General features: G+C 71.5%; 20 protein-coding genes, 1 pseudogene and 1 riboswitch. Of the genes and pseudogenes, 13 read left to right on the top strand and 8 right to left on the bottom strand.

Annotated features, from left to right (window positions below; all coding sequences use genetic code 11):
• Nucleotides 1–11: 11 nt before the first annotated feature.
• Nucleotides 12–587 carry a flavin reductase family protein gene (locus tag ABZ823_RS17735; RefSeq protein WP_361660493.1) on the bottom strand — a complete coding sequence of 192 codons (576 nt, stop codon included), beginning with the start codon at nucleotides 585–587 and terminating at the stop codon, nucleotides 12–14.
• 424 nt (nucleotides 588–1011) lie between these two features.
• Between ABZ823_RS17735 and cdgB the strand changes: the two genes are divergently transcribed.
• Both cdgB and ABZ823_RS17745 read left to right on the top strand, forming a co-directional pair.
• Nucleotides 1012–2685 (top strand): diguanylate cyclase CdgB, encoded by a 1674-nt coding sequence (gene cdgB, locus ABZ823_RS17740; RefSeq protein ID WP_361660496.1) that lies wholly within the window; start codon nucleotides 1012–1014, stop codon nucleotides 2683–2685.
• A 118-nt stretch (nucleotides 2686–2803) separates the two neighbouring features.
• A complete protein-coding gene (locus ABZ823_RS17745) occupies nucleotides 2804–3754 on the top strand; it encodes a carbohydrate-binding protein (protein ID WP_361660499.1) in 951 nt (316 codons plus the stop codon).
• A gap of 15 nt (nucleotides 3755–3769) precedes the next feature.
• Here the strand turns inward: ABZ823_RS17745 and ABZ823_RS17750 are convergent, their stop codons facing one another.
• The 3 genes from ABZ823_RS17750 to ABZ823_RS17760 all read right to left on the bottom strand — a co-directional run bounded on the left by ABZ823_RS17750 (nucleotide 3770) and on the right by ABZ823_RS17760 (nucleotide 7038).
• Nucleotides 3770–4699, bottom strand: a complete 930-nt coding sequence (locus tag ABZ823_RS17750; protein ID WP_361660502.1) for a 1-phosphofructokinase family hexose kinase — start codon at nucleotides 4697–4699, stop codon at nucleotides 3770–3772.
• Nucleotides 4700–4876: 177 nt separating this feature from the next.
• The gene (gene nagA, locus ABZ823_RS17755) at nucleotides 4877–6094 is read right to left on the bottom strand and encodes an N-acetylglucosamine-6-phosphate deacetylase (RefSeq protein WP_361660505.1); all 1218 of its coding nucleotides are present in this window, start codon (nucleotides 6092–6094) and stop codon (nucleotides 4877–4879) included.
• A complete protein-coding gene (locus tag ABZ823_RS17760; RefSeq protein ID WP_361660508.1) occupies nucleotides 6094–7038 on the bottom strand; it encodes an ROK family protein in 945 nt (314 codons plus the stop codon). Before ABZ823_RS17760 ends, nagA begins: the two co-directional genes overlap by 1 nt.
• 161 nt (nucleotides 7039–7199) lie before the next feature.
• On the opposite strand from ABZ823_RS17760, the gene ABZ823_RS17765 reads away from it, so the two are divergent.
• From ABZ823_RS17765 to otsB, 3 genes are all read left to right on the top strand, one after another.
• Nucleotides 7200–8435 (top strand): extracellular solute-binding protein, encoded by a 1236-nt coding sequence (locus ABZ823_RS17765; RefSeq protein ID WP_361660511.1) that lies wholly within the window; start codon nucleotides 7200–7202, stop codon nucleotides 8433–8435.
• A gap of 39 nt (nucleotides 8436–8474) precedes the next feature.
• Nucleotides 8475–8702, top strand: a complete 228-nt coding sequence (locus ABZ823_RS17770; RefSeq protein ID WP_361660514.1) for a DUF3263 domain-containing protein — start codon at nucleotides 8475–8477, stop codon at nucleotides 8700–8702.
• Nucleotides 8703–8796: 94 nt separating this feature from the next.
• A complete protein-coding gene (gene otsB, locus ABZ823_RS17775) occupies nucleotides 8797–9642 on the top strand; it encodes a trehalose-phosphatase (protein WP_361660517.1) in 846 nt (281 codons plus the stop codon).
• Between the two features lie 120 nt (nucleotides 9643–9762).
• On the opposite strand, the gene ABZ823_RS17780 is transcribed toward otsB, so the two are convergent.
• Both ABZ823_RS17780 and ABZ823_RS17785 read right to left on the bottom strand, forming a co-directional pair.
• On the bottom strand, nucleotides 9763–11190 hold the full coding sequence (locus ABZ823_RS17780; protein ID WP_361660520.1) for a trehalose-6-phosphate synthase: 1428 nt from the start codon (nucleotides 11188–11190) through the stop codon (nucleotides 9763–9765).
• Between the two features lie 113 nt (nucleotides 11191–11303).
• Nucleotides 11304–12275, bottom strand: a complete 972-nt coding sequence (locus ABZ823_RS17785; RefSeq protein WP_361660523.1) for a glucosyl-3-phosphoglycerate synthase — start codon at nucleotides 12273–12275, stop codon at nucleotides 11304–11306.
• Nucleotides 12276–12424: 149 nt separating this feature from the next.
• Nucleotides 12425–12568, top strand: a riboswitch (SAM riboswitch).
• 18 nt (nucleotides 12569–12586) lie between these two features.
• Between ABZ823_RS17785 and thrC the strand changes: the two genes are divergently transcribed.
• The 8 genes and pseudogenes from thrC to ABZ823_RS17825 all read left to right on the top strand — a co-directional run bounded on the left by thrC (nucleotide 12587) and on the right by ABZ823_RS17825 (nucleotide 21238).
• Nucleotides 12587–13867 (top strand): threonine synthase, encoded by a 1281-nt coding sequence (thrC, locus tag ABZ823_RS17790; protein ID WP_361660526.1) that lies wholly within the window; start codon nucleotides 12587–12589, stop codon nucleotides 13865–13867.
• Nucleotides 13864–14139, top strand: coding sequence for a MoaD/ThiS family protein (locus tag ABZ823_RS17795; RefSeq protein WP_361660528.1), 276 nt, complete (start codon nucleotides 13864–13866; stop codon nucleotides 14137–14139). Before thrC ends, ABZ823_RS17795 begins: the two co-directional genes overlap by 4 nt.
• 451 nt (nucleotides 14140–14590) lie before the next feature.
• On the top strand, nucleotides 14591–14794 hold the full coding sequence (locus tag ABZ823_RS17800) for a cold-shock protein (protein WP_009339379.1): 204 nt from the start codon (nucleotides 14591–14593) through the stop codon (nucleotides 14792–14794).
• Nucleotides 14795–15200: 406 nt separating this feature from the next.
• The gene (gene groL / locus ABZ823_RS17805; RefSeq protein WP_361660531.1) at nucleotides 15201–16823 is read left to right on the top strand and encodes a chaperonin GroEL; all 1623 of its coding nucleotides are present in this window, start codon (nucleotides 15201–15203) and stop codon (nucleotides 16821–16823) included.
• A gap of 217 nt (nucleotides 16824–17040) precedes the next feature.
• Nucleotides 17041–18165 carry an NADH:flavin oxidoreductase gene (locus ABZ823_RS17810; RefSeq protein ID WP_361660534.1) on the top strand — a complete coding sequence of 375 codons (1125 nt, stop codon included), beginning with the start codon at nucleotides 17041–17043 and terminating at the stop codon, nucleotides 18163–18165.
• A gap of 118 nt (nucleotides 18166–18283) precedes the next feature.
• A pseudogene (locus ABZ823_RS17815) lies at nucleotides 18284–18787 on the top strand (MFS transporter); the annotation flags it as partial.
• Nucleotides 18788–18906: 119 nt separating this feature from the next.
• On the top strand, nucleotides 18907–20457 hold the full coding sequence (locus tag ABZ823_RS17820; RefSeq protein ID WP_361660537.1) for a carboxylesterase family protein: 1551 nt from the start codon (nucleotides 18907–18909) through the stop codon (nucleotides 20455–20457).
• Between the two features lie 130 nt (nucleotides 20458–20587).
• Complete coding sequence (locus tag ABZ823_RS17825; protein ID WP_361660539.1) at nucleotides 20588–21238, top strand: DedA family protein; 651 nt, start codon at nucleotides 20588–20590, stop codon at nucleotides 21236–21238.
• A gap of 93 nt (nucleotides 21239–21331) precedes the next feature.
• Here ABZ823_RS17825 and murQ read toward each other — a convergent pair whose 3' ends face one another.
• Nucleotides 21332–22267, bottom strand: coding sequence for an N-acetylmuramic acid 6-phosphate etherase (murQ, locus tag ABZ823_RS17830; protein WP_361660541.1), 936 nt, complete (start codon nucleotides 22265–22267; stop codon nucleotides 21332–21334).
• A 53-nt stretch (nucleotides 22268–22320) separates the two neighbouring features.
• Nucleotides 22321–23274 (bottom strand): MurR/RpiR family transcriptional regulator, encoded by a 954-nt coding sequence (locus ABZ823_RS17835; protein ID WP_361660544.1) that lies wholly within the window; start codon nucleotides 23272–23274, stop codon nucleotides 22321–22323.
• Between the last annotated feature and the right edge of the window lie 47 nt (nucleotides 23275–23321).

Genomic DNA, 23321 nt, shown 5'->3' on the forward strand with positions numbered 1-23321 from the left:
CGGAGGCCCGGCTACGCCAGATGGCGGTACCGCCCCCGGAAGTAGGCCAGCGGACCGCCCTCCGCGCTCGGCACGCGGGCCGTCAGGACCCGGCCGATGACCAGGGTGTGGTCACCGGCCCGCACGCGCTGTTCCGTGCGGCATTCCAGGGTCGCCAGGGCGCCGCCGACCAGCGGTGCGCCGGAGGCCTCGCCGCGGACGTAGGGGATGTCCTCGAACAGCAGCCGGTCGCTGATGCGGCCCTTCATCGCGAAGCGGCCCGCGATGTGCCGCTGGCTCTCGGAGAGCATGGAGACGGCCCACAGGGGCTGCTCGGCCAGCAGGTCGTCCATGCGGGAGCCCTCGCGCAGGCTGACCAGGACCAGGGGCGGGTCCAGGGACACCGACATGAACGCGTTGGCCGTCATGCCGACGTCCTCGCCGCCCGGCCCCTCCGGGTCCAGCGCGGGCTCGTTGGCGGTCACCAGGACCACGCCCGTGGCCAGCCGGGACATGGCGGCGCGGAACTCGTCGTTGCTCACCCCCTCAGGATGCCCGGAGGCGGGCGCGACGGCGGTCAGGAGCGGGGCAGGGGGAGTGTTCAGCACACAAGAACGCTAGTCGGCACCCCCGGACCCCACATCGGGCCCGGGGCCGAGCCGCGACCTAGGTCCGGCGGCCGAGGCCGCGGGTGCCGCCGGCCCGTCCCCCGGGCTCAACTCGGCTCTCGTCACACCCAGTTGGCGCGTATGATCGCAGGGTCTGCACAGGGTGATGAAATGCGCGCGCGGAATGCACCGGAAAAGCGCGGAATCCCCTCCCAATTGTTCATGTTTTACTGTGACTTGAGTCACAGGAGCAGTATTTTGTTGACCCTGTGTACCTAATGGGCAGCGCGCTGTGATTCAGTGGCGGGGACGCTGCGCGACGCTACGTCCGGAGTACGCCGAGTAGCGCACCGAGGAAAACAGGGAGAATCGTAGTACGCCGAAGTGTCCCTGGAGTTGCTGCGAGACCTCGAGGGGAGGGCGCATGGAGACCGAGTCGGAGCCGTACGTCCGCCTTGCCACCCTGCGGCAGCTGCACCAGGTGATGGCGGACATGAACACCGCCCGGAGCCTTGCGGACACACTCCAGACCGTCGCCGACGGCATCGTCGCCGGCCTCGGCTACGAGCTGGCGGCCGTCAACCTCGTACGCCCCGACGGCGACCTCGTCGTCGCCGCGCTCGCCGGGAACTCCGCGGCCGAGGCACTCATCACCGGCCGCGTCGGCTCCCGCGCCTCCTGGGAGCGCCGGCTGGCCATGGGCGAGGCCTGGGGCGACCTGAGGTTCATACCGCACACCGAGGGCTGGGTCCTCGACGACGACGACGTCCCGCAGTGGTACACCGACGGCCCGGAACCCCGCTTCGAGGACGAGTGGCACCCCTCCGACCGCCTCTTCGCGCCGATGCACACGCCGAGCGTCCAGGGCACCCGCGGTGAACTCATCGGGGTCATCTCCGTCGACCGCCCGCGCAACGGGCGACGGCCCGGCGCCTGGGGCCGCGAGGCGCTCCAGATGTACGCCTTCCAGGCCGCCATAGCCATCAGCAACGCCCGGCTGAGAGCCAACATGCAGCGGGCCCTGGTCCGCCTGGAACGGGAACAGCAGGCCCTGCGCGCCAGCGAGGAGTCCTTCCGGCAGGCCTTCGAATACGCGCCCTCCGGCATGGCCATCGCCGAGATGGGCGGCGACCAGCACGGGCGGATCCTGCGCACCAACGACGCCCTGTGCCGTCTGCTCGGCCGGCCCGCCTCCGCCATGCGCCGCTACTCGTTCTCCGACCTCGTCCACCCCGAGGACATCGGCACCCTGCTGCGCACCTCCGCCGAGGGCGGCCGGGCCGAGCTGAGGCTCGGGCGCCGGGACGGCACGTATGTCTGGGTTTCCCTGCGCAACTCCGTCGTCGCGGACGCCGCCGACGGGCCCCGCTTCCTGCTCACCCACGTCGAGGACATCGAGGAGCGCAAGCGGCGCGAGCTCCAGCTCGCGCACCGCGCCTCCCACGACTCGCTCACCGGCCTGCCCAACTCGGCCGAACTGCGCTCGCGGCTGTCGGCCCGGCTGTGCCAGCGGCCCCAGTCCCTGCCGCCGGGCGCGGCCGAATCCCTGGACACCGCGTTCGGCGCGTACGAGACCGACCATCCGGCGGCATACGACGGAAGCGGGCACGCCTTCGACTTCCACACCGGCCCCGGCCCGTACGACGCCTTCGACCACCACGTGCACACCGTCGCCCCCGACCGGGACTCCGACGACGGCACCAAGGGGCTCGCGGTACTCTTCTGCGACCTCGACGGCTTCAAGTCCATCAACGACCGCTTCGGTCACAACGCCGGGGACGCCGTCCTCATCGAGGTCGCCCGGCGGCTCAGCCGGGGCGTGCGCGACGGGGACACGGTGGCCCGGCTCGGCGGAGACGAGTTCGTCGTCCTCGCGGACGGGCTCGGCAAGGCCGACGCCCAGGACCTCGCCGTACGCCTGCGCAACGAGATCATCCAGCCCATACGGGTGGACGGCCGCGCCATGCGGGTCGGCGCCAGCTTCGGCATCGGCTGGGCCCACTGCGGCATGACGGCGGACGAAGTGTTGAAGTCCGCTGACGAGCGTATGTACGTGGAGAAACGATCTCGTCCCAAACAGCACCGACGCGCGGGATGAATCCCAGGTCAGTGCGTAGGTGATGAGAAGAACAGCCGTTTGGGGCCCGAGGAGCGGGTAGGCTCGCCATTCAGCCACGTACGCAATTGGACCCGCACCTGTTGAGGAGTACCTAGGGATGACGCCCGGCAACAACGGCGCGAGCACGCCCGAGGACGACGACCCGTTCGGCTATCTCTACGCCGACGGTCAGGCCAACGGCGCCCAGCCGCCCACCGGCGGCTACGGCTACCCGGGATCCGTCAACAGAGTGCGCACGGTCGGCCAGCGCCAGTACGGCCAGCCGCAGGCCCCGACGGCCGCCTACGGGCAGGTGCCCCAGCAGCAGGCGTACGGCCAGCAGCAGGCGTACGGCCAGCCGAACGCGCACTACGCCGCGCCCGAGACCGTGCCCGGTGGCGCCCCCACGACCCGGCAGGGGCCGACGGGCACCGGCGGCGGACGCGGCCGGGGCCCCAACACCAAGGGACTGCTGATCGGCGCGATCGCGGTGGTCGCCGCGGTCGTCATCGGCATCGCGGTGGCCATGACCGGCGGGGACTCGAACGACAAGAAGGACACGGCGGGCGGCGCGTCAGGCGGCCCGACCACCTCGCAGAGCTCCTCTCCGAGCTCCTCCTCGTCCGCGTCCGCGGCCGCGGGCGATCTGCCGAAGATCGACGCCAAGGCCCTGCGGCTGGAGGGCGGCGCGACCATCGCCTCGGACGTGAAGGGCGCCAAGGCCGACGGCGGGGTCTACGTGGCCGGCTTCAACGCCGTAGGCGCGGCCGTGACCTGGAGCGTGGATGTTCCCTCGGACGGCAAGTACACCTTGCACACCGGCTACGACGTGCCCGGCGTCGACGCCACCGGCACGCTCACGATCAACGGGACGGCGCAGAACACCCCTCTCAAGCTGAAGAACTGGGCCGGAGCGCCCCAGGGCGACTGGGAGAAGGGCTGGACGAAGACGTACAACTACATCCAGCTCAACAAGGGCACCAACACGATCCGGATCTCCTGCGAGCAGGGGAACCAGTGCAACGCCTACCTCGACCAGCTGTGGCTGACCGAGGGCTGGTCGTCCTAGCCACCCCGAAACCCCCTAGGCCGCCGTCGCCTCGCTCGTGACCGCCACCCGGTCCAGCAGCTCTTCATAGGTGTGGCGGTCGAACTCGCCCGCCACGGGTGCCAGGACGGTCGCCGCGGACAGGGCCACCGCGCGGGCCAGGCGCGCCGACCAGGGCAGATGCTCCACCAGACCCGACAGCAGGCCCGCGACCGCCGAGTCACCGGCGCCCGTCGGATTGCCCCGGATCCGGCGCGGTGGGACGGCCCGCCAGCGGCCCTCCGCGTTCACGGCGAGCAGGCCCTCCGCGCCCAGCGAGGTCACCACCGTGTGGGCTCCGCGCCGACGGGCGTCCCGGGTGGCCTGCAACGGCTCGTGGGAGCCGGTCAGTTCGGCCAGTTCGTCGGCGTTCGGCTTGACGATGTCAGGGCGGGCGGCCACCCCTCTGCGCAGCGGTTCGCCGCTCGTGTCGAGCAGTACGGGCACCCCCACCGCACGTGCGGCCCGCACCAGTTGGGCGTAGGCCCCCACCGGCACCCCCGGCGGCAGGCTGCCGCACAGGGCAACCGCAGCCGCCGAGCGCACCAGGTTCCCGTACGTGTCCAGGAAGGCCGACCACTCGGCCGGGGCTATCGCCGGGCCGGGCTCGTTGAGCTGGGTGGTGTCGCCGGTCGTCTCGTCGACCACCGCGATGGTGCGCCTCGTCGCGCCCGCCACCGGGACGAGCGCGTCCACGATCCCGGGCGTGTGGGTGAGCTGGTCCTTCAGGGACCGGCCCGTGGCGCCGCCCGCGAAGCCCGTGGCGGTCACCCGGTGGCCGAGCACGGCGAGTACCCGGGCCACGTTCAGCCCCTTGCCGCCGGGCCGTTCGGCCACCTCGGTCACCCGGTGCGAGGCGTGCGGCTTCAGCGCCCGTACGCGATAGGTGATGTCGAGAGCGGTGTTCAGCGTGACCGTGAGGATCACCTGGACCTCCCTCGAATGTCGTGACGGCGCTTCCGGTGGTTCCGTACGTCGGTTCCCCGTGTGCGGAATTCCAGGATGCCCCTGCCGTCGGCGGTGTGCGGAGGCACGATCATGCCAAATGAGTCGGCGGTCGGCCCAGTCCCCGGGTCGACCACCGTGCGCCAACAAACGGATGAATCACCCCAGTTGGGGATCGACCACCCACTCGCCGCGGCGCATCACTCCCTTGAGGGCGAACTCCTCGTCCAGCAGCACCAGGTCGGCGTCCTTGCCTGGCTCCAGGGAACCCACCCGGTCGTAGACGCCCAGCAGCTTGGCCGGGTTGGCCGAGAGGGCGGCGACGACGTCCGCCACCGGCAGCCGGTCGACGGTGACCGCCCGCCGGAACGCGCGGTCCAGGGTGAGCGTCGAGCCCGCGATCGTCCCGCCCTCCACCAGGCGCGCCACCCCGTCGGCCACCTCCACCTCCAGCGGGCCGAGCATGTACCGCCCGTCGCCGATGCCCGCAGCGTCCATCGCGTCCGTGATGAACGCGACCCGGGCGGCACCCGCGTGATGGAACGCCAGCTGCAGCGTGGCCGGGTGCAGGTGCGTGCCGTCGTCGATCAGCTCGACGGTGATCCGCTCGTCCTCCAGGAGCGCGGTGACGGGCCCGGGGGCGCGGTGGCCGAGCGGCGGCATCGCGTTGAACAGATGCGTCGCGACCGTGGCGCCCGCGTCGATCGCCTCCACCGTCTGCTCGTAGGTCGCGTCCGTGTGCCCGATCGCCGCGATCACGCCCTGCTCGGCGAGCAGCCGTACGGAGTCGATGCCGCCGGGCAGTTCGGTGGCGAGCGTGACCATCTTCGCCCGGCCGCGGGCCGCGTCGATCAGCTTGCGCACCTGAGCGGGGTCCGGGTCGCGCAGCAGTTCCTCGGAGTGCGCGCCTTTGCGGCACGGCGAGATGAACGGCCCCTCGAAGTGGATGCCGGCGATGTCGCCCTGCTCCGCCAGCTCGGACAGCAGCCCGGCCTGCCGGGCGAGGACGTCCAGGTGGCCGGTGACGGTCGAGGCGACGACGGTGGTGGTGCCGTGCAGCCGGTGGGTGCGGACGGCCGCCAGGGCTTCCTCGGCCGTGCCCGAGAAGGACGCGCCGCCGCCACCGTGGTTGTGGATGTCGACGAAGCCGGGGACCAGCCAGTGGCCCCGTGCGTCGATGGTCTCCGCGTCCGGGAGGCTGGTCCCCCCCGGACGACGGGGGTGCCCCCGGTCGGCCGAAGCCGGGACCGGGTAACGGTCGGAGTCCTCGGGGGAGATCTCGGCGATCCGCGTGCCCTCCACGACGACGCGGCCGTCGGTCACGATCCCGGCGGGCAGCACCACCCGGGCACCGGCGAGAACCTTGCTGGGGGCCATCAGGCGGTTACCTCCGAACGGTCAGTGGTTTCGAGGAGATCCCAGGCGAGAAGTCCCGCGCCCAGGCATCCGGCGGCTTCCCCCAGCGCCGCCGGGACGATCGAGGGCGGCTTCTGGAAGGTGAGCCGACGCCGTACGGCGTCCCGCAGCGGTGCGAAGAGGGTGTCCCCCGCCTCGGCGAGCCCGCCGCCGATGATGACCGTGCGCGGGTCCAGCAGGGTGAGGGCGGTGACCATGCCGTCGGCGAGAGCGTCCACGGCCTCCTGCCAGACGCGGACGGCGCCCGGATCCCCGGACGCGACGGCCCGCGCGCAGTCGGCGGCGTCGGCCTCAGGGTCCCCGGACGCCTCGGCCCACGCCCCGCTGACGGCCGCCGCGGAGGCGTACCGCTCCAGGCAGCCGGACTGGCCGCACGGGCAGGGGGCCCCGCCGGGCCGTACGACGATGTGGCCGATCTCGCCCGCGAAGCCGTGCGCCCCGGCCTCCACCCGGCCGTCGATCCCGATGGCGCCCGCGATGCCGGTGCCGAGCGGCACGAACAGGAAGCGGTCGGCGCCCTTGCCGGCGCCGATGCGGCCCTCGGCGAGGCCGCCGGTGCGCACGTCGTGCCCGAGCGCCACGGGCACGCCGTCCAGGCGGCTGCTGAGCAGGTCGCGCAGAGGGAGGTCACGCCAGCCGAGGTTGGCGGAGTAGGCGGCGACTCCGCGGTCGCCGTCCACGATGCCGGGTACCGCGACGCCCGCCGCGGCCGCGGGTTCGCCGAGGTGCCGCTCGCCGTGCGCGCGCAGCTCGGCGGCGAAACCGAGGATCGACTCCACCACGGCGTCGGGCCCGCGCTCGCGGCCGGTGGCCCGGCGCGCCCGGTGCAGCAGCTCGCCTCCCGAGCCGACCAGGGCGGCCTTCATCCCGGTGCCGCCCACATCGAGGGCGATGACATGTCTCACGAAGACAGTGTGGCCCCTGGGCCCGGAGAGGTCTAGTCCACTCACGTGGTGTAGACCTTATGTAGTTGATATTCCGAATGGCGAGACAGCAAGGTTGGTCAAGAGCGGTGCAGGGGCGCGGGGCGCGTAGGGCGACATGGCACAGGGGTCTGATCGCGGGGGTGTCCGCACTGGGCGTGACGGTGGTACTGGCGGGCTGCTCGGGCGCGTCCGGCTCGGGGGACGTGACGCTGCGGCTGGTGGCCGCGGACTACGGGGACTCCTCGGCCAACAGCTCCAAGAAGTACTGGGACAGGCTGGTCCGGGACTTCGAGGCGGAGCACTCGGGGATCAAGGTCGAGGTCAGCGTCTACTCCTGGAACGACGTGGACCGCAAGGTCAAGGAGATGGTGGCCGCGGACCACGCGCCCGACATGGCGCAGATCGGGGCGTACGCGGACTACGCGGCGGCGGGCAGGCTCTACCAGGCCGACGAGGTGCTCTCGATCCCGGTCCAGGCGGACTTCGCCTCGGAGCTGAGCAACGCGGGCAAGGTGAACCGGACGCAGTACGGCATGCCGTTCGCCGCGTCCACGCGGCTGCTCTTCTACAACAAGACGCTGTTCTCCCAGGCGGGCATCCAGCCGCCCGCGACCTGGAGCGGTCTGGCGGCCGATGCGCAGGCGCTCGAGGCCAGGGGCGTGAAGTTCCCCTACGCGCTGCCGCTCGGCCCGGAGGAGGCCCAGGCCGAGACGATGCAGTGGCTGCTCAGCGGCGGCAGCGGCTACCTGGACGGCTTCGGCTCCTACGACATCGACTCCGCGCAGAACGTGGGCACCTTCACCTGGCTGAAGGAGGAGCTGGTCGGCAAGGGGCTGACGGGTCCGGTGGCGCCCGGCCGGCTCAACCGCGCCGACGCCTTCGCCGCGTTCACGCGCGGTGAGGTCGGCATGCTCAACGGCCACCCCTCCCTGATGAAGATGGCCCGTGACAAGGGCGTGAAGTTCGGCATGGTCCCGATGCCGGGGGTCAGCGGCCGGGCGAAGTCCGCGATGGGCGTGGCCGACTGGATGACGGCCTTCAAGCAGAACCGGCACAAGGACCAGATCCGCGCATTCCTCGACTACGTGTACGACGAGAAGAACGTGCTGGACTTCTCACGGGAGTACGACCTGCTGCCGGTCACCAACTCGGCGCAGGAGACGATGGCGGCGTCGTCGAGGGACGCGGACCTGGAGCCCTTCCTGGAGCAGCTGCCGAGCTCGGAGCTGTACCCGGTCGGTAAGACGTCCTGGGCGGGCGTCAGCGCGAACATCAAGAAGCAGATCGGCAAGGCGGTCGACCCGGGCGGCAGCCCGTCGGCCATCCTGGGCCAGATCCAGCGGGCGGCGGTGACGGCGGACAGCGCGGCCGGCTGAGCGGTCCGCTCTGTCGGCCCCTGGGGCTACCGTTCCCCCATGGAACAGCTCAATCCCCGGGAAAAGGCCGTCCTCGCGCTGGAGGGGCGCAGCTTCTCCGGGCCGGGGGCCAAGGAGCGGGCCATCCGGGAGCAGCTGGGCCTCGCCCCCGTGCGCTACTACCAGCTGCTCAACGCCCTCCTCGACGACCCGAGGGCCCTCGCCCACGCCCCGGTCACCGTCAACCGCCTCCGCCGTGTCCGCGAGGTCCGCCGCACAGAACGCTGACGGGGCCGGTCGGACAGCGCCGCCAGCCACGCGCGAGCGGACCCGCAGGGCTGCGGCAGGCGTGCATCCGGTGCCGCGCGGATAGGGTCGTTGCATGGGCAGCCACACGGACTCCTTGCCGACGCCCGCCACTGCGGCCGGGCGCGACGGTCTCGACGCCATCCTCACGCGGCCCGAGCGGGCCGTCCTCGCCTTCGACTTCGACGGGACGCTCGCCCCGATCGTCCCGGACCCCGATCAGGCCCGCGCCCACCCGGACGCGGTCCCCGCCCTCGCGGCGCTCGCCCCCAAGGTCGCCTCCGTCGCGGTCGTCACCGGCCGCCCGGCCGGCGTCGCCGTCCGCCACGGCGGCTTCGCGGGGGTGCCCGGCCTCGACCACCTCGTCGTCCTCGGCCATTACGGCGCCGAACGCTGGGAGGCCCGTACCGGCACCGTCAGCGCCCCCGCCCCGCACCCCGGCGTCGCCGCCGTCCGCGCGGAACTCCCCGGCTTCCTCGACGAGATCGGTGCCTGGCGGGGCACCTGGATCGAGGAGAAGGGGCGGGCCGTCGCCGTGCACACCCGCCGGGCCGATGATCCACAGGCCGCCTTCGAGGCCCTGCGCGAACCACTCGCCGACCTCGCCACCCGCCACGGCCTGATCGTCGAGCCCGGCCGCATGGTCCTGGAGCTGCGCCCGCCGGGCATGGACAAGGGAGTGGCCCTGCTGGACCACGTCCGCGAGATCGGCGCCGGAGTGGTCATGTACGCGGGCGACGACCTCGGCGACCTCCCCGCCTTCGCCGCCGTCGACAAACTCCGCTCCGACGGCGTGCCCGGCCTGCTGGTGTGCAGCGGCAGCGAGGAGGTCACGGAACTGGCCGACAGGGCGGACCTGGTGGTCGACGGCCCGGAAGGGGTCGTAGGGCTGTTGCGGGCCCTGGCGGGCGGGCTCGGGTGAAGCGCCCCTGACAGCGGACAGGGGCGCACCACGGACAGGGCGCTCGTGCCGTCGCGGCCCGCAGCTCGGCCGCGGCGGCCCCGGCGCCCTGGGACCGCCCGTATGCGGCAGAAGCGGCCCTCAGCCCTCCAGCGCGGCCAGCTGGTCCAGGAACCACCGGGCCGGAGGAAGCGCCGTGGCCTGGGCGGCGAGCCGCTTCGTGCGCTCCGCGCGCTCGCCCGGCCCCATCGACAGCGCCTCGTGCAGCGCCTGAGCCGTGCCCACGATGTCGTACGGGTTGACGGTCAGCGCGTCCTCGCCCAGTTCCTCGTACGCCCCCGCCTCCCGCGACAGCACCAGCGCGCAGCCCTCGTCGGAGACCACCGGGACCTCCTTGGCGACCAGGTTCATGCCGTCCCGGATGGGGTTCACGAGGGCCACGTCCGCCAGCCGGTACGCGGCGAGCGAGCGCGCGAAGTCGTCCTTGACGTGCAGCTCCACCGGAGTCCACCCGGCGGTGCCGAAACGGGAGTTGATCTCCGCCGCCACCCGCTGCACCTCCGCCGTGTAGTCGCGGTAGACGGCCAGGTCCTGGCGGGACGGGTACGCGAACGCCACGTGGACGACCCGTTCCCGCCACTCCGTATGCGACTCGAGCAGCTCCTCGTACGCCAGCAGCCCGCGCACGATGTTCTTCGACAGCTCCGTGCGGTCCACCCGCACGATCGACTTGCGGGGCCTGCCGTCGGGGGCCGTACCGATCTGTTCGCGCAGGGTCCGCATCCGCTCGGCCACGTCCGGCCGGTGCGCCCGCTCGCGCAGGAACTCGGCGTCCGCGCCCAGCCCGTGGACACCGATGCGGGTGCCCGAGGCGATGCCCGGACCGAGGACCGCGTGACAGCTCTCCGTGAACGCGTCCGCCCACCGCTGGGTGAGGAACGCCGCACGGTCCGCGCCCAGGATTCCGCCGAGCACCTGCGCGGCGATGTCGTCGGGCAGCAGGCGGAAGTACTCCGGCGGCGCCCACGGCGTGTGCGAGAAGTGGCCGATCCGCAGGTCGGGCCTCAGCTCGCGGAGCATCCGGGGCGTCAGGGTGAGGTGGTAGTCCTGCACCAGGACCGCCGCGCCCTCGGCCGCCTCCTCGGCCAGCGCCTCGGCGAACGCCCGGTTGTACGTCTCGTAGGCCGCCCACTGCCGCCGGAACTCCGCGTCGAAGACAGGCTCCAGCGGCGTCTGGTACAGCATGTGGTGCACGAACCACAGGACCGAGTTCGCGATGCCGTTGTACGCGTCGGCGTGCACCTGGGGGTCGATGTCGAGCATCCGTACGCGCTGACCGCCGGTGTCGGCCGGGTCCAGCGTGCCGCCCGTTTGCCGTACCGCCTCCCGGTCGCTGTCGTTCAGCGCCGAGCAGACCCACACCGCGTCCGCGTCGGGGCCGATCGCCGACAGGCCGGAGACCAGTCCGCCCCCGCCGCGCTTGGCGGTGAGCCGGCCGGTCTCGTCCAGCGCGTACGAGACCGGGCCGCGGTTGGACGCCACCAGAACGGAAGCCGCATTCGAAGCCATGCCACCAAACCTAGCCCGAGCCGAAAACGCTCAAACGTTCCCTTCAGCCGTATGCGAAGCAGCACAACGCGGTGGCGTCGCGGCGGCGGACCGTTTCCCTCCGCGGGGAAGGCTCAGGCCGCCCGCCGGTCGGCGTACTCCGCGATCTCCGCCATCGGCGGGCGCTCCTCCGTGTCCACCGTGTACGTCCGTGGCTCGAAGCCGCCCTCGATACGCTCGAACTGGGTGAGGGCGGGGCGGACCAGATGGCCACGGGCCAGCCGCAGCTGTGCGGTCCGGTAGATCGCCGCGGCCATGCGGCCCAGCGCCTGGCCGTCCTGGTGGCGGTGGATGCGCACGCCGACGTCGACCTGGGCCAGGGCGTCCAGGCCCACCAGGTGCAGGGCGTCGACCAGCATGCCCAGTTCCACGCCGTAGCCGACCGGGAACGGGAGCCGCTCCAGCAGGGAGCGGCGGGCGGCGTACTCGCCGCCGAGCGGCTGCACGAAACCGGCCAGTTGCGGCCAGTGCATATTGAGCAGCGGGCGCGCCATCAGCTCGGTGACGCGGCCGCCCTGGCCCGCCGCGGTCGTCCCGGAGGCGCGCTCACCGGCCAGGGCCAGGGGCCGGTCGTACATCGCCTTCACGAGGTCCACGCCCGGGTCGGTGAGCAGCGGGCCCACGATCCCGGAGACGAAGTCCGAGGAGAACTCCCTCAGATCCGCGTCGACGAAGCAGACGATGTCCCCGCGGGTGACCAGGAGGGAGCGCCACAGCACCTCGCCCTTGCCGGGCACGGCCGGGATGCGCGGCAGGACGGCGTCGCGGTGCACCACCGTCGCGCCGGCCGCCGCGGCGACCTCGGAGGTGCGGTCCGTGGAACCCGAGTCGACGACGACGATCTCGTCCACGAGCGGCACCTGCTGCATGAGGTCGTGGCGGATCACGGCGACGATCTCACCGACCGTCTCCTCCTCGTTGAGCGCGGGCAGCACGACACTGACCGACGAGCCCGAGGTGCGTTTGGCGGCCAGGATCTGGTGGAGCGGGCGATCGGTCACGGACCAGGAGCGGGTGCTCAGCCAGCGCTCGACTTCTTCCAGCACGGTCTGCGCTCCTCACATTCGGTGATCCATCTCGCGGTTCGGACGACTGTCTCAACTGTCCAGGCCTTCGGTTACAGTCTTGAACAACGCCGGTGACCATCGCATGTCGGAGGTCGCCGCCGCTTATCACCAGTGAAACAACCGCATACAGCTCATCCAGAGGGGCAGAGGGACACGGCCCGATGAAGCCCCGGCAACCCTCCAGCCGGTTCTCGTCTTCCACCGCGAGGCTCCCGGCTAGGGAAGGTGCCAAATCCGTCTCGCGGCGAGATGCGTCGTGAGGAAGATGAGGAGAGAGGGCCTCGCCTGACATGGCTGTGCAGACAGTTGGAAGCACCACCGACTCCGTGAGCCTCGGCCCGGCCGCGGCCCTGTCCTGCCGCGAGTGCGGTCACAGGGTGCCCCTCGGCCCGGTCTTCGCCTGCGAGGAGTGTTTCGGCCCGCTGGAGATCGAGTACGACTTCTCGGGCTACGACACCGAGGAGCTGCGGAAGCGGATCGAGGCCGGCCCCGCGAACATCTGGCGCTACGCGCCGCTCCTCCCGGTCCCGGCGGACGTCGCCGACAAGCCGAACCTCAACCCGGGCTGGACCAAGCTCGTCAAGGCCGACAACCTGGCGCGAGAGCTGGGCGTGACCGGCGGGTTGTATGTCAAGGACGACTCCGGCAACCCGACGCACTCCTTCAAGGACCGCGTGGTCGCCCAGGCGCTCGAGGCGGCGCGCGTCTTCGGCTTCACCACCCTCTCCTGCTCCTCCACCGGCAACCTTGCGGGCGCGGTGGGCGCCGCGGCGGCCCGGGCCGGCTTGCGCTCCTGCGTCTTCATCCCGCACGACCTGGAACAGGGCAAGATCGTCATGGCCGCGATCTACGGCGGCGACCTCGTCGGCATCGAGGGCAACTACGACGATGTGAACCGCTTCTGCTCGGAGCTGATCGGCGACCCGGCCGGCGAGGGATGGGGCTTCGTCAACGTCAACCTGCGTCCCTACTACGCGGAAGGGTCCAAGACCCTGGCGTACGAGATCGCCGAGCAGCTGGGCTGGCGGTTGCCGGACCAGATCGTGGTCCCGATCGCCTCCGGCTCACAGCTCACGAAGATCGACAAGGGGCTGCGGGAGCTGATCGGCCTCGGGCTGGTCGAGGACAAGCCGTACAAGATCTTCGGTGCGCAGGCCGAGGGGTGCTCGCCGGTGTCCACCGCGTTCAAGGCGGGCCACGACGTCGTACGGCCGCAGAAGCCGGACACGATCGCCAAGTCGCTGGCGATCGGCAACCCGGCGGACGGTCCGTACGTCCTCGACATCGCGCGCCGCACCGGCGGGGCCGTGGAGGACGTGACGGACGAGCAGATCGTGGACGCCATCAAGCTGCTCGCCCGCACCGAGGGCATCTTCGCGGAGACGGCGGGCGGTGTGACGGTGGGCGTGACGCGCAAGCTGATCGAGAGCGGTGTGCTCGATCCGACGAAGACGACCGTCGTCCTCAACACCGGGGACGGTCTCAAGACCCTGGACGCGGTGGCGGGCACCGGCCTCACCGCGACGATCCGTCCGACCCTGGACTCCTTCCGAGAGGCTGGCCTCGCATGAGCGTGACCGTTCGCATCCCCACCATCCTGCGCACCTACACCGGAGGCCGGGCCGAGGTCGCCGCCGAGGGCGCGACCCTCGCCGAGGTCATCGCCGACCTGGACAAGAACCACGCCGGCATCGCCGCCCGAGTCCTCGACGACCAGGGCAAGCTGCGTCGCTTCGTCAACGTGTACGTCGACGACGACGACGTCCGCTTCGAGCAGGGCCTCGACACGGTGACGCCGGACGGCGCGGGCGTCTCCATCATCCCGGCGGTCGCGGGCGGCTGACGGCCACTCACCCCCGTGTGACCGTTACCCACAGTAACGAGAACACTGAGAGTTCATCGAATTGCCCTCTCCGTGAGAGAAACGGAGGGGGCAATTCTGCATGGTTGAGCGAGGTACAGTTGGGGAAGCCGCTCCCGGTTTCCCGGTCGGACACCCCGGAGTCCCTGCCGCCTACCCGACAAGAAGTAGCCAAAGTAGGCAGGGTTTTTGCGCCATTCGTTCCATTTGCCGGGCCCGACTTGCCCTGAATTAGAGTGAATTCTCCGTACATTCCCGACCGGTCATGCCCGGATTTCTCGTCCGATTGACCTGTTGCAGACGGCAGTTGGGCAGATACATTCAGCCGCGGTCGACGCGTTCCGGCGCACGCCCCCAACCGTTGGGGGGTGAGGTCTGACCCGGATCCGCGAGGTGTGGATCTGTGCAAGGGCCAGTAATAGGGGAGTTAGGCATGGCTCAGGGCACCGTCAAGTGGTTCAACGCGGAGAAGGGGTACGGCTTCATCGCGGTCGACGGTGGTGCGGATGTATTCGTCCACTACAGCGCGATTCAGATGGACGGCTACCGCACCCTGGAAGAGGGCCAGCGGGTCGAGTTCGAGATCTCGCAGGGTCAGAAGGGGCCGCAGGCGGACATGGTCCGCCTGGCCGGCTGAGGTTGCGCGCCGACGACTGAACTGTTCGACGTGTCGAGGGGCTCGTATCCCGTTGGGGTACGAGCCCCTCGGTCTGTCCGCGGAGGGCGCACCTGGGGCGCGCCCCTGCCCCGCCCGTCACCCGACCGCCACTCCTGAGGCGGGCCCGCTCCGCGGGCGCACCTTGCGCCCGCCCGTCACCCGACCGCCACCCCTCAACGAGCCCGCTCCGCGGGCGCACCTTGCACTCTCGGGGGGCGAGTGCTAATCATTGGCGTTAGCACTCTGAAGGTGAGAGTGACAAAGAAGGACCGGGTCGGTGAGGCCACGGACCGGGTGGGGCAAGGAACCTCCGGCCGGGGCCGTCCGTCGCGGGCGCGGGCGCGGTCCGAAGTAATCACCCCCAGTCCTGGAGGGACCACTTCACATGGCCAAGATCATCGCGTTCGACGAGGAGGCGCGGCGCGGCCTCGAGCGCGGCATGAACCAGCTCGCGGACGCCGTCAAGGTGACCCTCGGCCCCAAGGGCCGCAACGTCGTCCTCGAGAAGAAGTGGGGCGCCCCCACGATCACCAACGACGGCGTCTCCATCGCCAAGGAGATCGAGCTCGAGGACCCGTACGAGAAGATCGGCGCCGAGCTGGTCAAGGAAGTCGCCAAGAAGACGGACGACGTCGCCGGTGACGGTACGACCACCGCTACCGTGCTCGCCCAGGCCCTGGTCAAGGAGGGCCTGCGCAACGTAGCCGCCGGTGCCAACCCGATGGCCCTCAAGCGTGGTATCGAGACGGCCGTCGAGGCCGTCTGCGCCGCCCTGCTGGAGCAGGCGAAGGACGTCGAGACCAAGGAGCAGATCGCCTCCACGGCCTCCATCTCCGCCGCCGACACCCAGATCGGCGAGCTGATCGCCGAGGCTATGGACAAGGTCGGCAAGGAAGGCGTCATCACCGTCGAGGAGTCGCAGACCTTCGGTCTCGAGCTGGAGCTCACCGAGGGCATGCGCTTCGACAAGGGCTACATCTCGGCGTACTTCGCCACCGACATGGAGCGTATGGAGGCCGTCCTCGACGACCCGTACATCCTGATCTACAACGGCAAGATCTCCTCGGTCAAGGACCTGCTCCCGCTCCTGGAGAAGGTCATGCAGTCGGGCAAGCCGCTGCTGATCATCGCCGAGGACGTCGAGGGCGAGGCCCTGTCGACCCTGGTCGTCAACAAGATCCGCGGCACCTTCAAGTCCGTCGCCGTCAAGGCCCCGGGCTTCGGTGACCGCCGCAAGGCCATGCTCGGCGACATCGCCATCCTCACGGGCGGCGAGGTCATCTCCGAGGAGGTCGGCCTCAAGCTGGAGAACGCGACCCTGGACCTCCTGGGCCGCGCCCGCAAGGTCGTCATCACCAAGGACGAGACCACCATCGTCGACGGCGCCGGCTCCCCGGAGCAGGTGCAGGGCCGCGTGAACCAGATCCGCGCCGAGATCGAGAACAGCGACTCCGACTACGACCGCGAGAAGCTGCAGGAGCGCCTGGCGAAGCTGGCCGGCGGCGTGGCCGTCATCAAGGCCGGTGCCGCCACCGAGGTCGAGCTCAAGGAGCGCAAGCACCGCATCGAGGACGCCGTCCGCAACGCGAAGGCGGCCGTCGAGGAGGGCATCGTCGCCGGTGGCGGCGTGGCCCTGCTCCAGGCCTCCCAGGTCTTCGAGAAGCTGGAGCTCGAGGGCGACGAGGCCACCGGTGCCGCCGCCGTCAAGCTGGCGCTCGAGGCCCCGCTGAAGCAGATCGCCGTCAACGCCGGCCTCGAGGGCGGCGTCGTGGTGGAGAAGGTGCGCAACCTGACCCCGGGCCACGGCCTGAACGCCGCGACCGGCGAGTACGTCGACCTGGTCAAGGAAGGCATCATCGACCCGGCGAAGGTGACCCGTTCCGCCCTGCAGAACGCCGCCTCCATCGCCGCGCTGTTCCTCACCACCGAGGCCGTCATCGCCGACAAGCCGGAGAAGGCCGCCGCGCCCGCCGGTGGCGGCATGCCGGGCGGTGACATGGACTTCTGATCCTTCCGAGGATCACCGGTCCGTCGCTGGACACAACCGAGGGCGGCACTCCCTGGAGACAGGGGGTGCCGCCCTCGGGCGTGTCCGGGATCACAGGGTGGAGCATCCGGGTGCAGGAATGCCGTGCCGGACGGTCCCGGTTGACCCCTGTGCATGCCGTCCATGCATGTGCACATACCAGCCGGTCCCTTCTGACATTGCCGAGGAGCTCCCCCACGTGACTGTCACCGTCTCCGCCTCCCGCGCGGCCCGGATCCTCTCCCGCCCCGCCACGATCAACGGCCTGACCGTCCCCAACCGAATCGTCATGGCGCCCATGACGCGCCAGTTCTCACCGGGAGGCACCCCGGGCGAGGACGTGGTGGCGTACTACGCGCGGCGCGCGGCCGCCGGTGTCGGGCTGATCGTCACCGAGGGCACCTATGTGGGCCACCCGTCGGCCGGCCAGAGTGACCGCATCCCGCGGTTCCACGGCGAGGAGCAGCTGGCCGGCTGGGCGAAGGTCGCCGAGGCGGTGCACACGGCGGGCGGCACGATCGTGCCGCAGCTGTGGCACATCGGCATGGTCCGCAACGCCGGTGACCCCCCGTACGCGGACGCGCCGGCCATGGGCCCCTCCGGCATCAGGCCCGACGGCACCGAGGGCACGGGCAAGGCCATGACCCTGCAGGACCTGGACGACGTGATCGCGGCCTTCGCCGAGGCGGCCGCCTCGGCAGAGCGGATCGGCTTCGACGGCGTCGAACTGCACGGCGCGCACGGCTATCTGATCGACCAGTTCCTGTGGGCGGGCACCAACCGCCGCACCGACGCCTACGGCGGCGACCCGGTGGCCCGTGCGAAGTTCGCGGCGGAGGTCGTGGCCGCCGTACGGGAGGCGGTCTCGCCGGAGTTCCCCGTCCTCTTCCGGTACTCGCAGTGGAAGCAGGACGCCTACGACGCCCGGCTCGCCGAGTCGCCCGAGGAGCTCGAGGCGATCCTCGCCCCGCTGGCCGCGGCCGGCGTCGACGCCTTCCATGCCTCCACGCGCCGCTACTGGCTGCCGGAGTTCGACGGTTCGGACCTCAACCTGGCGGGCTGGACGAAGAAGCTCACGGGCAAGCCGGCCATCACGGTCGGCTCGGTGGGCCTGGACGGTGACTTCATCCGTGGCTTCGCTGGCGAGGGCGCACCGGTCAAGGGCATCGACAACCTCCTGGACCGCCTGGAGGCGGAGGAGTTCGACCTGGTGGCCATCGGCCGCGCCCTGCTTCAGGACCCCGAGTGGGCGGCGAAGGTCCTGGAGGGCCGCTTGGGTGACCTGAAGCCGTATGACGCGGCGGCGGTGAAGACCCTGTACTGAGTCAGGCCGGGACGGCCCCGTGCCCGAGGGGGCGCGGGGCCGTACCTCCGGGGAGCCGTCGGGCCACATTAGATTGCTTAAGTCAATCAATCCGCCTTAAGGTTGCCTGAGGGCGACGGCCCCGGTGTCCGCCGCCGTCTCGCGCGCCAGGGGCCCGAAGGTGACGCTGATGATCGGTGCGCTGATCGTGGCGGCCGGCTACGGCCTCAACATCGCGCTGATGGATCAGGTATGGCACTTCGTGCTCGTCTCCTGCGTCATCGGCGCCGGCATCGGCTTCACCTACGGCGCGATGCCCGCCCTCATCATGGGTGCCGTGCCGGCGTCCGAGACCGGCGCCGCCAACAGTCTCAACACCCTGATGCGCTCCATCGGCACCTCCACCGCGAGCGCGGTGGCCGGCGTCATCCTGGCCAACATGACCACGACCCTCGGGCCCGCCACCCTGCCCTCGGAGAACGGCTTCAGGACCGTGCTGGCCATCGGTGCCGGCGCCGCTCTCCTCGCCTTCGCCGTGGCATCCTTCATCCCGCACCGGGACCCGGCCGACGAGCGGGGCGCAACCGCCCCGGCATCCGGTGAGGGGGAGCAGACGGGGGAGGTGTCCGGCGCCAAGACGTGACGCTCGTGCGCCCGTGCGGCGGGCGGTCCCGATTCGACGGGAGCATCCGCCGCGCACCGTTCGTTACGGCAGTGGGCACACCCTGCGCCGCTTACCCGATCGAGTAGTGGAGGTCATCGATGACGTCGTCCGGACCCCTTGCGCCGGCCGCCGATACGGCCGGCCCCGTGGTGCGCACCGCCGCCGGTGCGGTGCGCGGGAGCCGGGAGGACGGGCTCGCGGTCTTCCGCGGCATACCGTTCGCCGAACCGCCGGTGGGGGAGGGACGCTTCGCGGCGCCGCGGCCGGTACGCGCATGGGACGGGACCCGCGAGGCGTACGCGTTCGGCCCGCCGCCCCCGCAGGAGGCCGGGATACAGGGCCGTAGCCGTGCGGGGGACACCCAGCTCGGCGACGACTGGCTGACCGTGAACGTCTGGACGCCGGAACCGGATCCTGCCGCCCGCCGCCCGGTGATGGTGTGGATCTACGGCGGCGCCTACAAGGTCGGCCACTCCGGCAGCCCCGGCTACGACGCCCGGCACATCGCCCGCGACGGCGACGTCGTCGTCGTCACCTTCAACTACCGCGTCGGCATGGAGGGTTTCGCCCGCATCGAAGGGGCGCCCGCCAACCGTGGTCTGCTGGACCAGGTCGCCGCCCTGGAATGGGTGAGGGACAACATCGCGGCGTTCGGCGGCGACCCCGGCCGGGTCACCGTGTTCGGCGAGTCGGCCGGTGCCGGCTCGGTCGCCGCGCTGCTGGCCATGCCCCGCGCGGCCGGACTCTTCCGGCGGGCGATCGCCCAGAGCGTGCCGGGCACATACTTCTCGGACGAGCTGGCGCGGGACCTCGCGACCGCCCTCGCCGCGGAGGCGGGGCGCCGCCCGACGGCCGCCGATCTGGCGACCGTGGATCCTCGTCAACTGACCCGGGCGGGCGAGGCGCTGGGCGCCAAGATGCGCCAGTACCAGGACCGCTGGGGGCAGGCCGCCCCCACGGTGACCCCCTTCGCCCCGGTCGTCGACGGCGAGGTGCTGCCCACCACGCCCTGGCGGGCGCTGGCGTCCGGCGCGGCACGGGACGTCGACCTGGTCACCGGGCACAACCGGGAGGAGTTCCAGCTGTTCCTGGTCCTCGGCGGAATGCTCGGGAAGATCACCGACGAGCAGGTGACGGCGGCCCTGCGCCTGTTCGCGCCGGGCCCGGACGGCGAGCGCGCCTACCGGGCCGCCTTCCCGGACGCCACGGCCGACGAACTCTACGAGCGGATCCAGTCCGACTGGCTCTTCCGCATGCCCTCACTGCATCTGGCCGAGGCGCAGGTGGCGGGCGGCGGCCGGGCGTACGCGTACGAACTGACCTGGCCGGCCCCGGGCGGCAACGGGGTGCTCCGTGCCTGCCACGGCCTGGACATCCCCCTGCTGTTCGGCACGTTCACGGCCGACCTCGGCGCTCTGCTGTTCGCCGGAGCCGCACCCTCGTCGGAGGCCGAGGCGCTCTCGTCCCGCTTCCGCACCTCCTGGACGGCGTTCGCACGCACGGGTGACCCCGGCTGGCCGGCCTACGACACCGAGCGGCGGCTCGTGCAGGTCCTCGACACGCGGCCGGTGGTGACGGCATACCCGGAGGAGGAGTCGCGGCGCATCTGGGAGGGACACGAGTTCTCCGAGCTGCCGCTGCTCGGGTGACGTCTCACCTTCCTCGGTGGGCGGGCCGGCGGACGCCGTACCGGGGGTGGTACGCCGGTGGGGCGCCCGTGGCGGGACCATGGAAACCGGCGCCGAAACCTTCGAAGCCCAGCCGCCCGGGAGACCGCCGATGACCCAGCCCCCGTTGCCCGGAGTCCTCGCGGACGTCGCCCCGCTCCTGGACCACTGGGGCTATCTGGCCGTCGCCGGGCTGGTGTTCGTGGAGGACTTCGGCGTGCCCGTGCCCGGTGAGACGATCCTGATCGTCGCCGCCGTGTACGCGGGCGCGGGCCGGTTGGACATCGTCCTGGTGGCCGTCCTCGCCTTCCTCGCCGCGGTCCTCGGCGACAACGTCGGCTATGCGATCGGCCGCTTCGGCGGCCACCGGGTGGTGGAGCGCTACGGCCGCTATGTCCTGCTCACCCCGGCCCGGGTCGCCAGGGCGGAGGCCTTCTTCACCCGGCACGGCGGCAAGATCGTCACCGTGGCGAGGTTCATCGAGGGGCTGCGCCAGGCGAATGGCATCATCGCGGGGCTGGCCCGGATGCCCTGGCGGCGTTTCCTCGCCTTCAACGCCCTCGGCGCCGCGTTGTGGGTCGGCGTCTGGGTCACGTTCGGCGCCCTCGCCGGAGCCCACCTGGAGACGTTGTATCCGGCGATCAAGCGCTATGAGCTGTATGTACTCGCCGCCCTGGCGGTGCTCATCGCGTTCCTCCTCGCCCGCCACCTGCGCCGCCGCCACCGGGACAAGGCCGAGCGGCGCGGCGGGGGACACGAGTGACGGCAGGCTCCCGTGACCGCGACCCGACGCGCCGGAAGCCCCAAGGCAACTCCGGGGACAGGCGGCCCTCCGGGCCTCGCCTGCCCGGTGCGGTCAGCCCGCTGCCTTCTCCAGGGCCGTACGCAGATGGCCGTCGCTCTCGGCGAGAAGCCGGGCCGCCGACGGGCCGTCCACTCCGCCGAGAAGGGTGAGGATCGCGTTCTTGACCTCGCCGTCCGTGGCCGCGAGGGCGCGTTCGATCTCCTCGTCGCTCGCGCCCGTCGCCAACGCCACGATGCGGCGGGAGCGGGCGCGCAGTTTGTCGTTGGAGGCGCGGACGTCGACCATCAGGTTCCCGTACGTCTTGCCCAGCCGGATCATCGTGATGGTCGAGAGCATGTTGAGAACCAGCTTCTGCGCCGTGCCCGCCTTCAGCCGCGTCGAGCCGGTCAGCAGCTCGGGTCCGACCACGACCTCGATGCCGTGGTCCGCGGCCGCCGCGAGGGGGCTGCCCGCGTTGCAGGACAGGCCGATCGTGAGCGCACCGCGAGAGCGGGCGTGCTCCACCGCGCCGACCGCGTACGGGGTGCGGCCCGAGGCCGAGACGCCGACCACCGTGTCACGGGCCGTCAGCCGCAGCGCGTCGAGGTCGTGGGCCGCCAGCTCCCGGGAGTCCTCCGCGCCCTCCACCGACGTCACCATCGCACCGGGTCCGCCCGCGATCAGGCCCACGACCTGGGAGGGCTCGGTGTTGAAGGTCGGCGGGCACTCGGAGGCGTCGAGGACCCCGAGCCGCCCGGCCGTGCCCGCACCCGCGTACACCAGCCGGCCGCCCCGGGCCATCCGCTCGGCGACGGCGTCGATCGCGGCGGCGATCTGCGGGAGCCGCTCGGCGACGGCGGCCGGGACGGTCGCGTCCCCGCTGTTCATGATCTTCGCGATCTCCAGTGTCGGAAGCCGGTCGATGTCGGCCAGCTCGGGGCGGAACGCCTCGGTGGTCAGTGTCTCCAGCTCTGCTCGCAGATCACTCGGGTGGGAAGAGGAGGTCATCGGGCGCGGCTCTTTTCGGTGCGGCACTGCTCTGGAGGGAAGAGGGGCCGGGGCTAGCGCTTCGTTCCACCCCGCGGGTGGTGGCGGTGCGCCAGGGCCTCGTACGAGGCGGACAGCGCCGGCGCGGCGGTCTCGTACGTCCGCTGTGCCACGCCGACGAAAAGGCAGTCCACCACGAGGAGTTGGCTGGTGCGGGACGACATCGCGGCCGGCCTCAGCTCGCTCTCGCGTGCCGTGGAGGTGGTCAGGACGTGGTCGGCGTACTGCGTGACGGGCCCGTCCGGGCGGCCGGTGACGGCGACGGTCGTCGCCCCGTGCTCGAAGGCCACGCGCAGCGGTTCGATGACATCGCCGGTGGAACCGGAGTGAGTGATGGCGATCGCCACGTCCTTGGCGCGCAGTTGTACGGCGTTGGTGACGGCGAGGTGCGGGTCGCTGTGCGCATGGGCTATGAGCCCTATCCGCAACAGCTTCTGGACTAGGTCCTGGGCGACGAGCCCGGACGCGCCGATGCCGTACACATCGATGCGGCGGGCGGCGGCGAGGGCCGCGACGGCCGCGCCGAGCTGCACGGTGTCGAGACCGGCCGCCGTGTCGGCGAGGGTCTGCTGCTCGTCGTAGGCGAGTTTCGCGACGACGTCCGCTATCGGGTCGTCGACCGCGATGTCGGCGGTGACGGAGGGCGCGCGGCCCGACTGCTGCTGGGCTGCCAGGCCCGCGAGGGCGAGCCGCAGGTCCCGGTAGCCCGGATAGCCGAGAAGGCGGGCCGTACGTACGACGGTGGCCTCGCTGGTGCCGGTCAGCTCGGCGAGCCCGGTGACCGTGAGCGCCGCGCATCCGGCCGGGTCGCCGGCGACGGCCTCGGCGACGCGCTGCATGGACCGGGTCATGGAGGGCGCGAGGGTGCGCACTTTGGCGGCGAGCGCGGCGGGGGCGGGGGCCGCGTTCCGGCCCGAGGTCGCCGGGCCCCGCGAGCCCGGGAAAGTTTCCTTCAGGCGCTGGGTCACATGATGAAAGGTATTTTCAGTTCGGAGGTCCGGTCAAGAGTGCGCAC

The sequence above is a fragment of the Streptomyces sp. NPDC047079 genome, assembly GCF_040643755.1.
Lineage (GTDB): Bacteria > Actinomycetota > Actinomycetes > Streptomycetales > Streptomycetaceae > Streptomyces.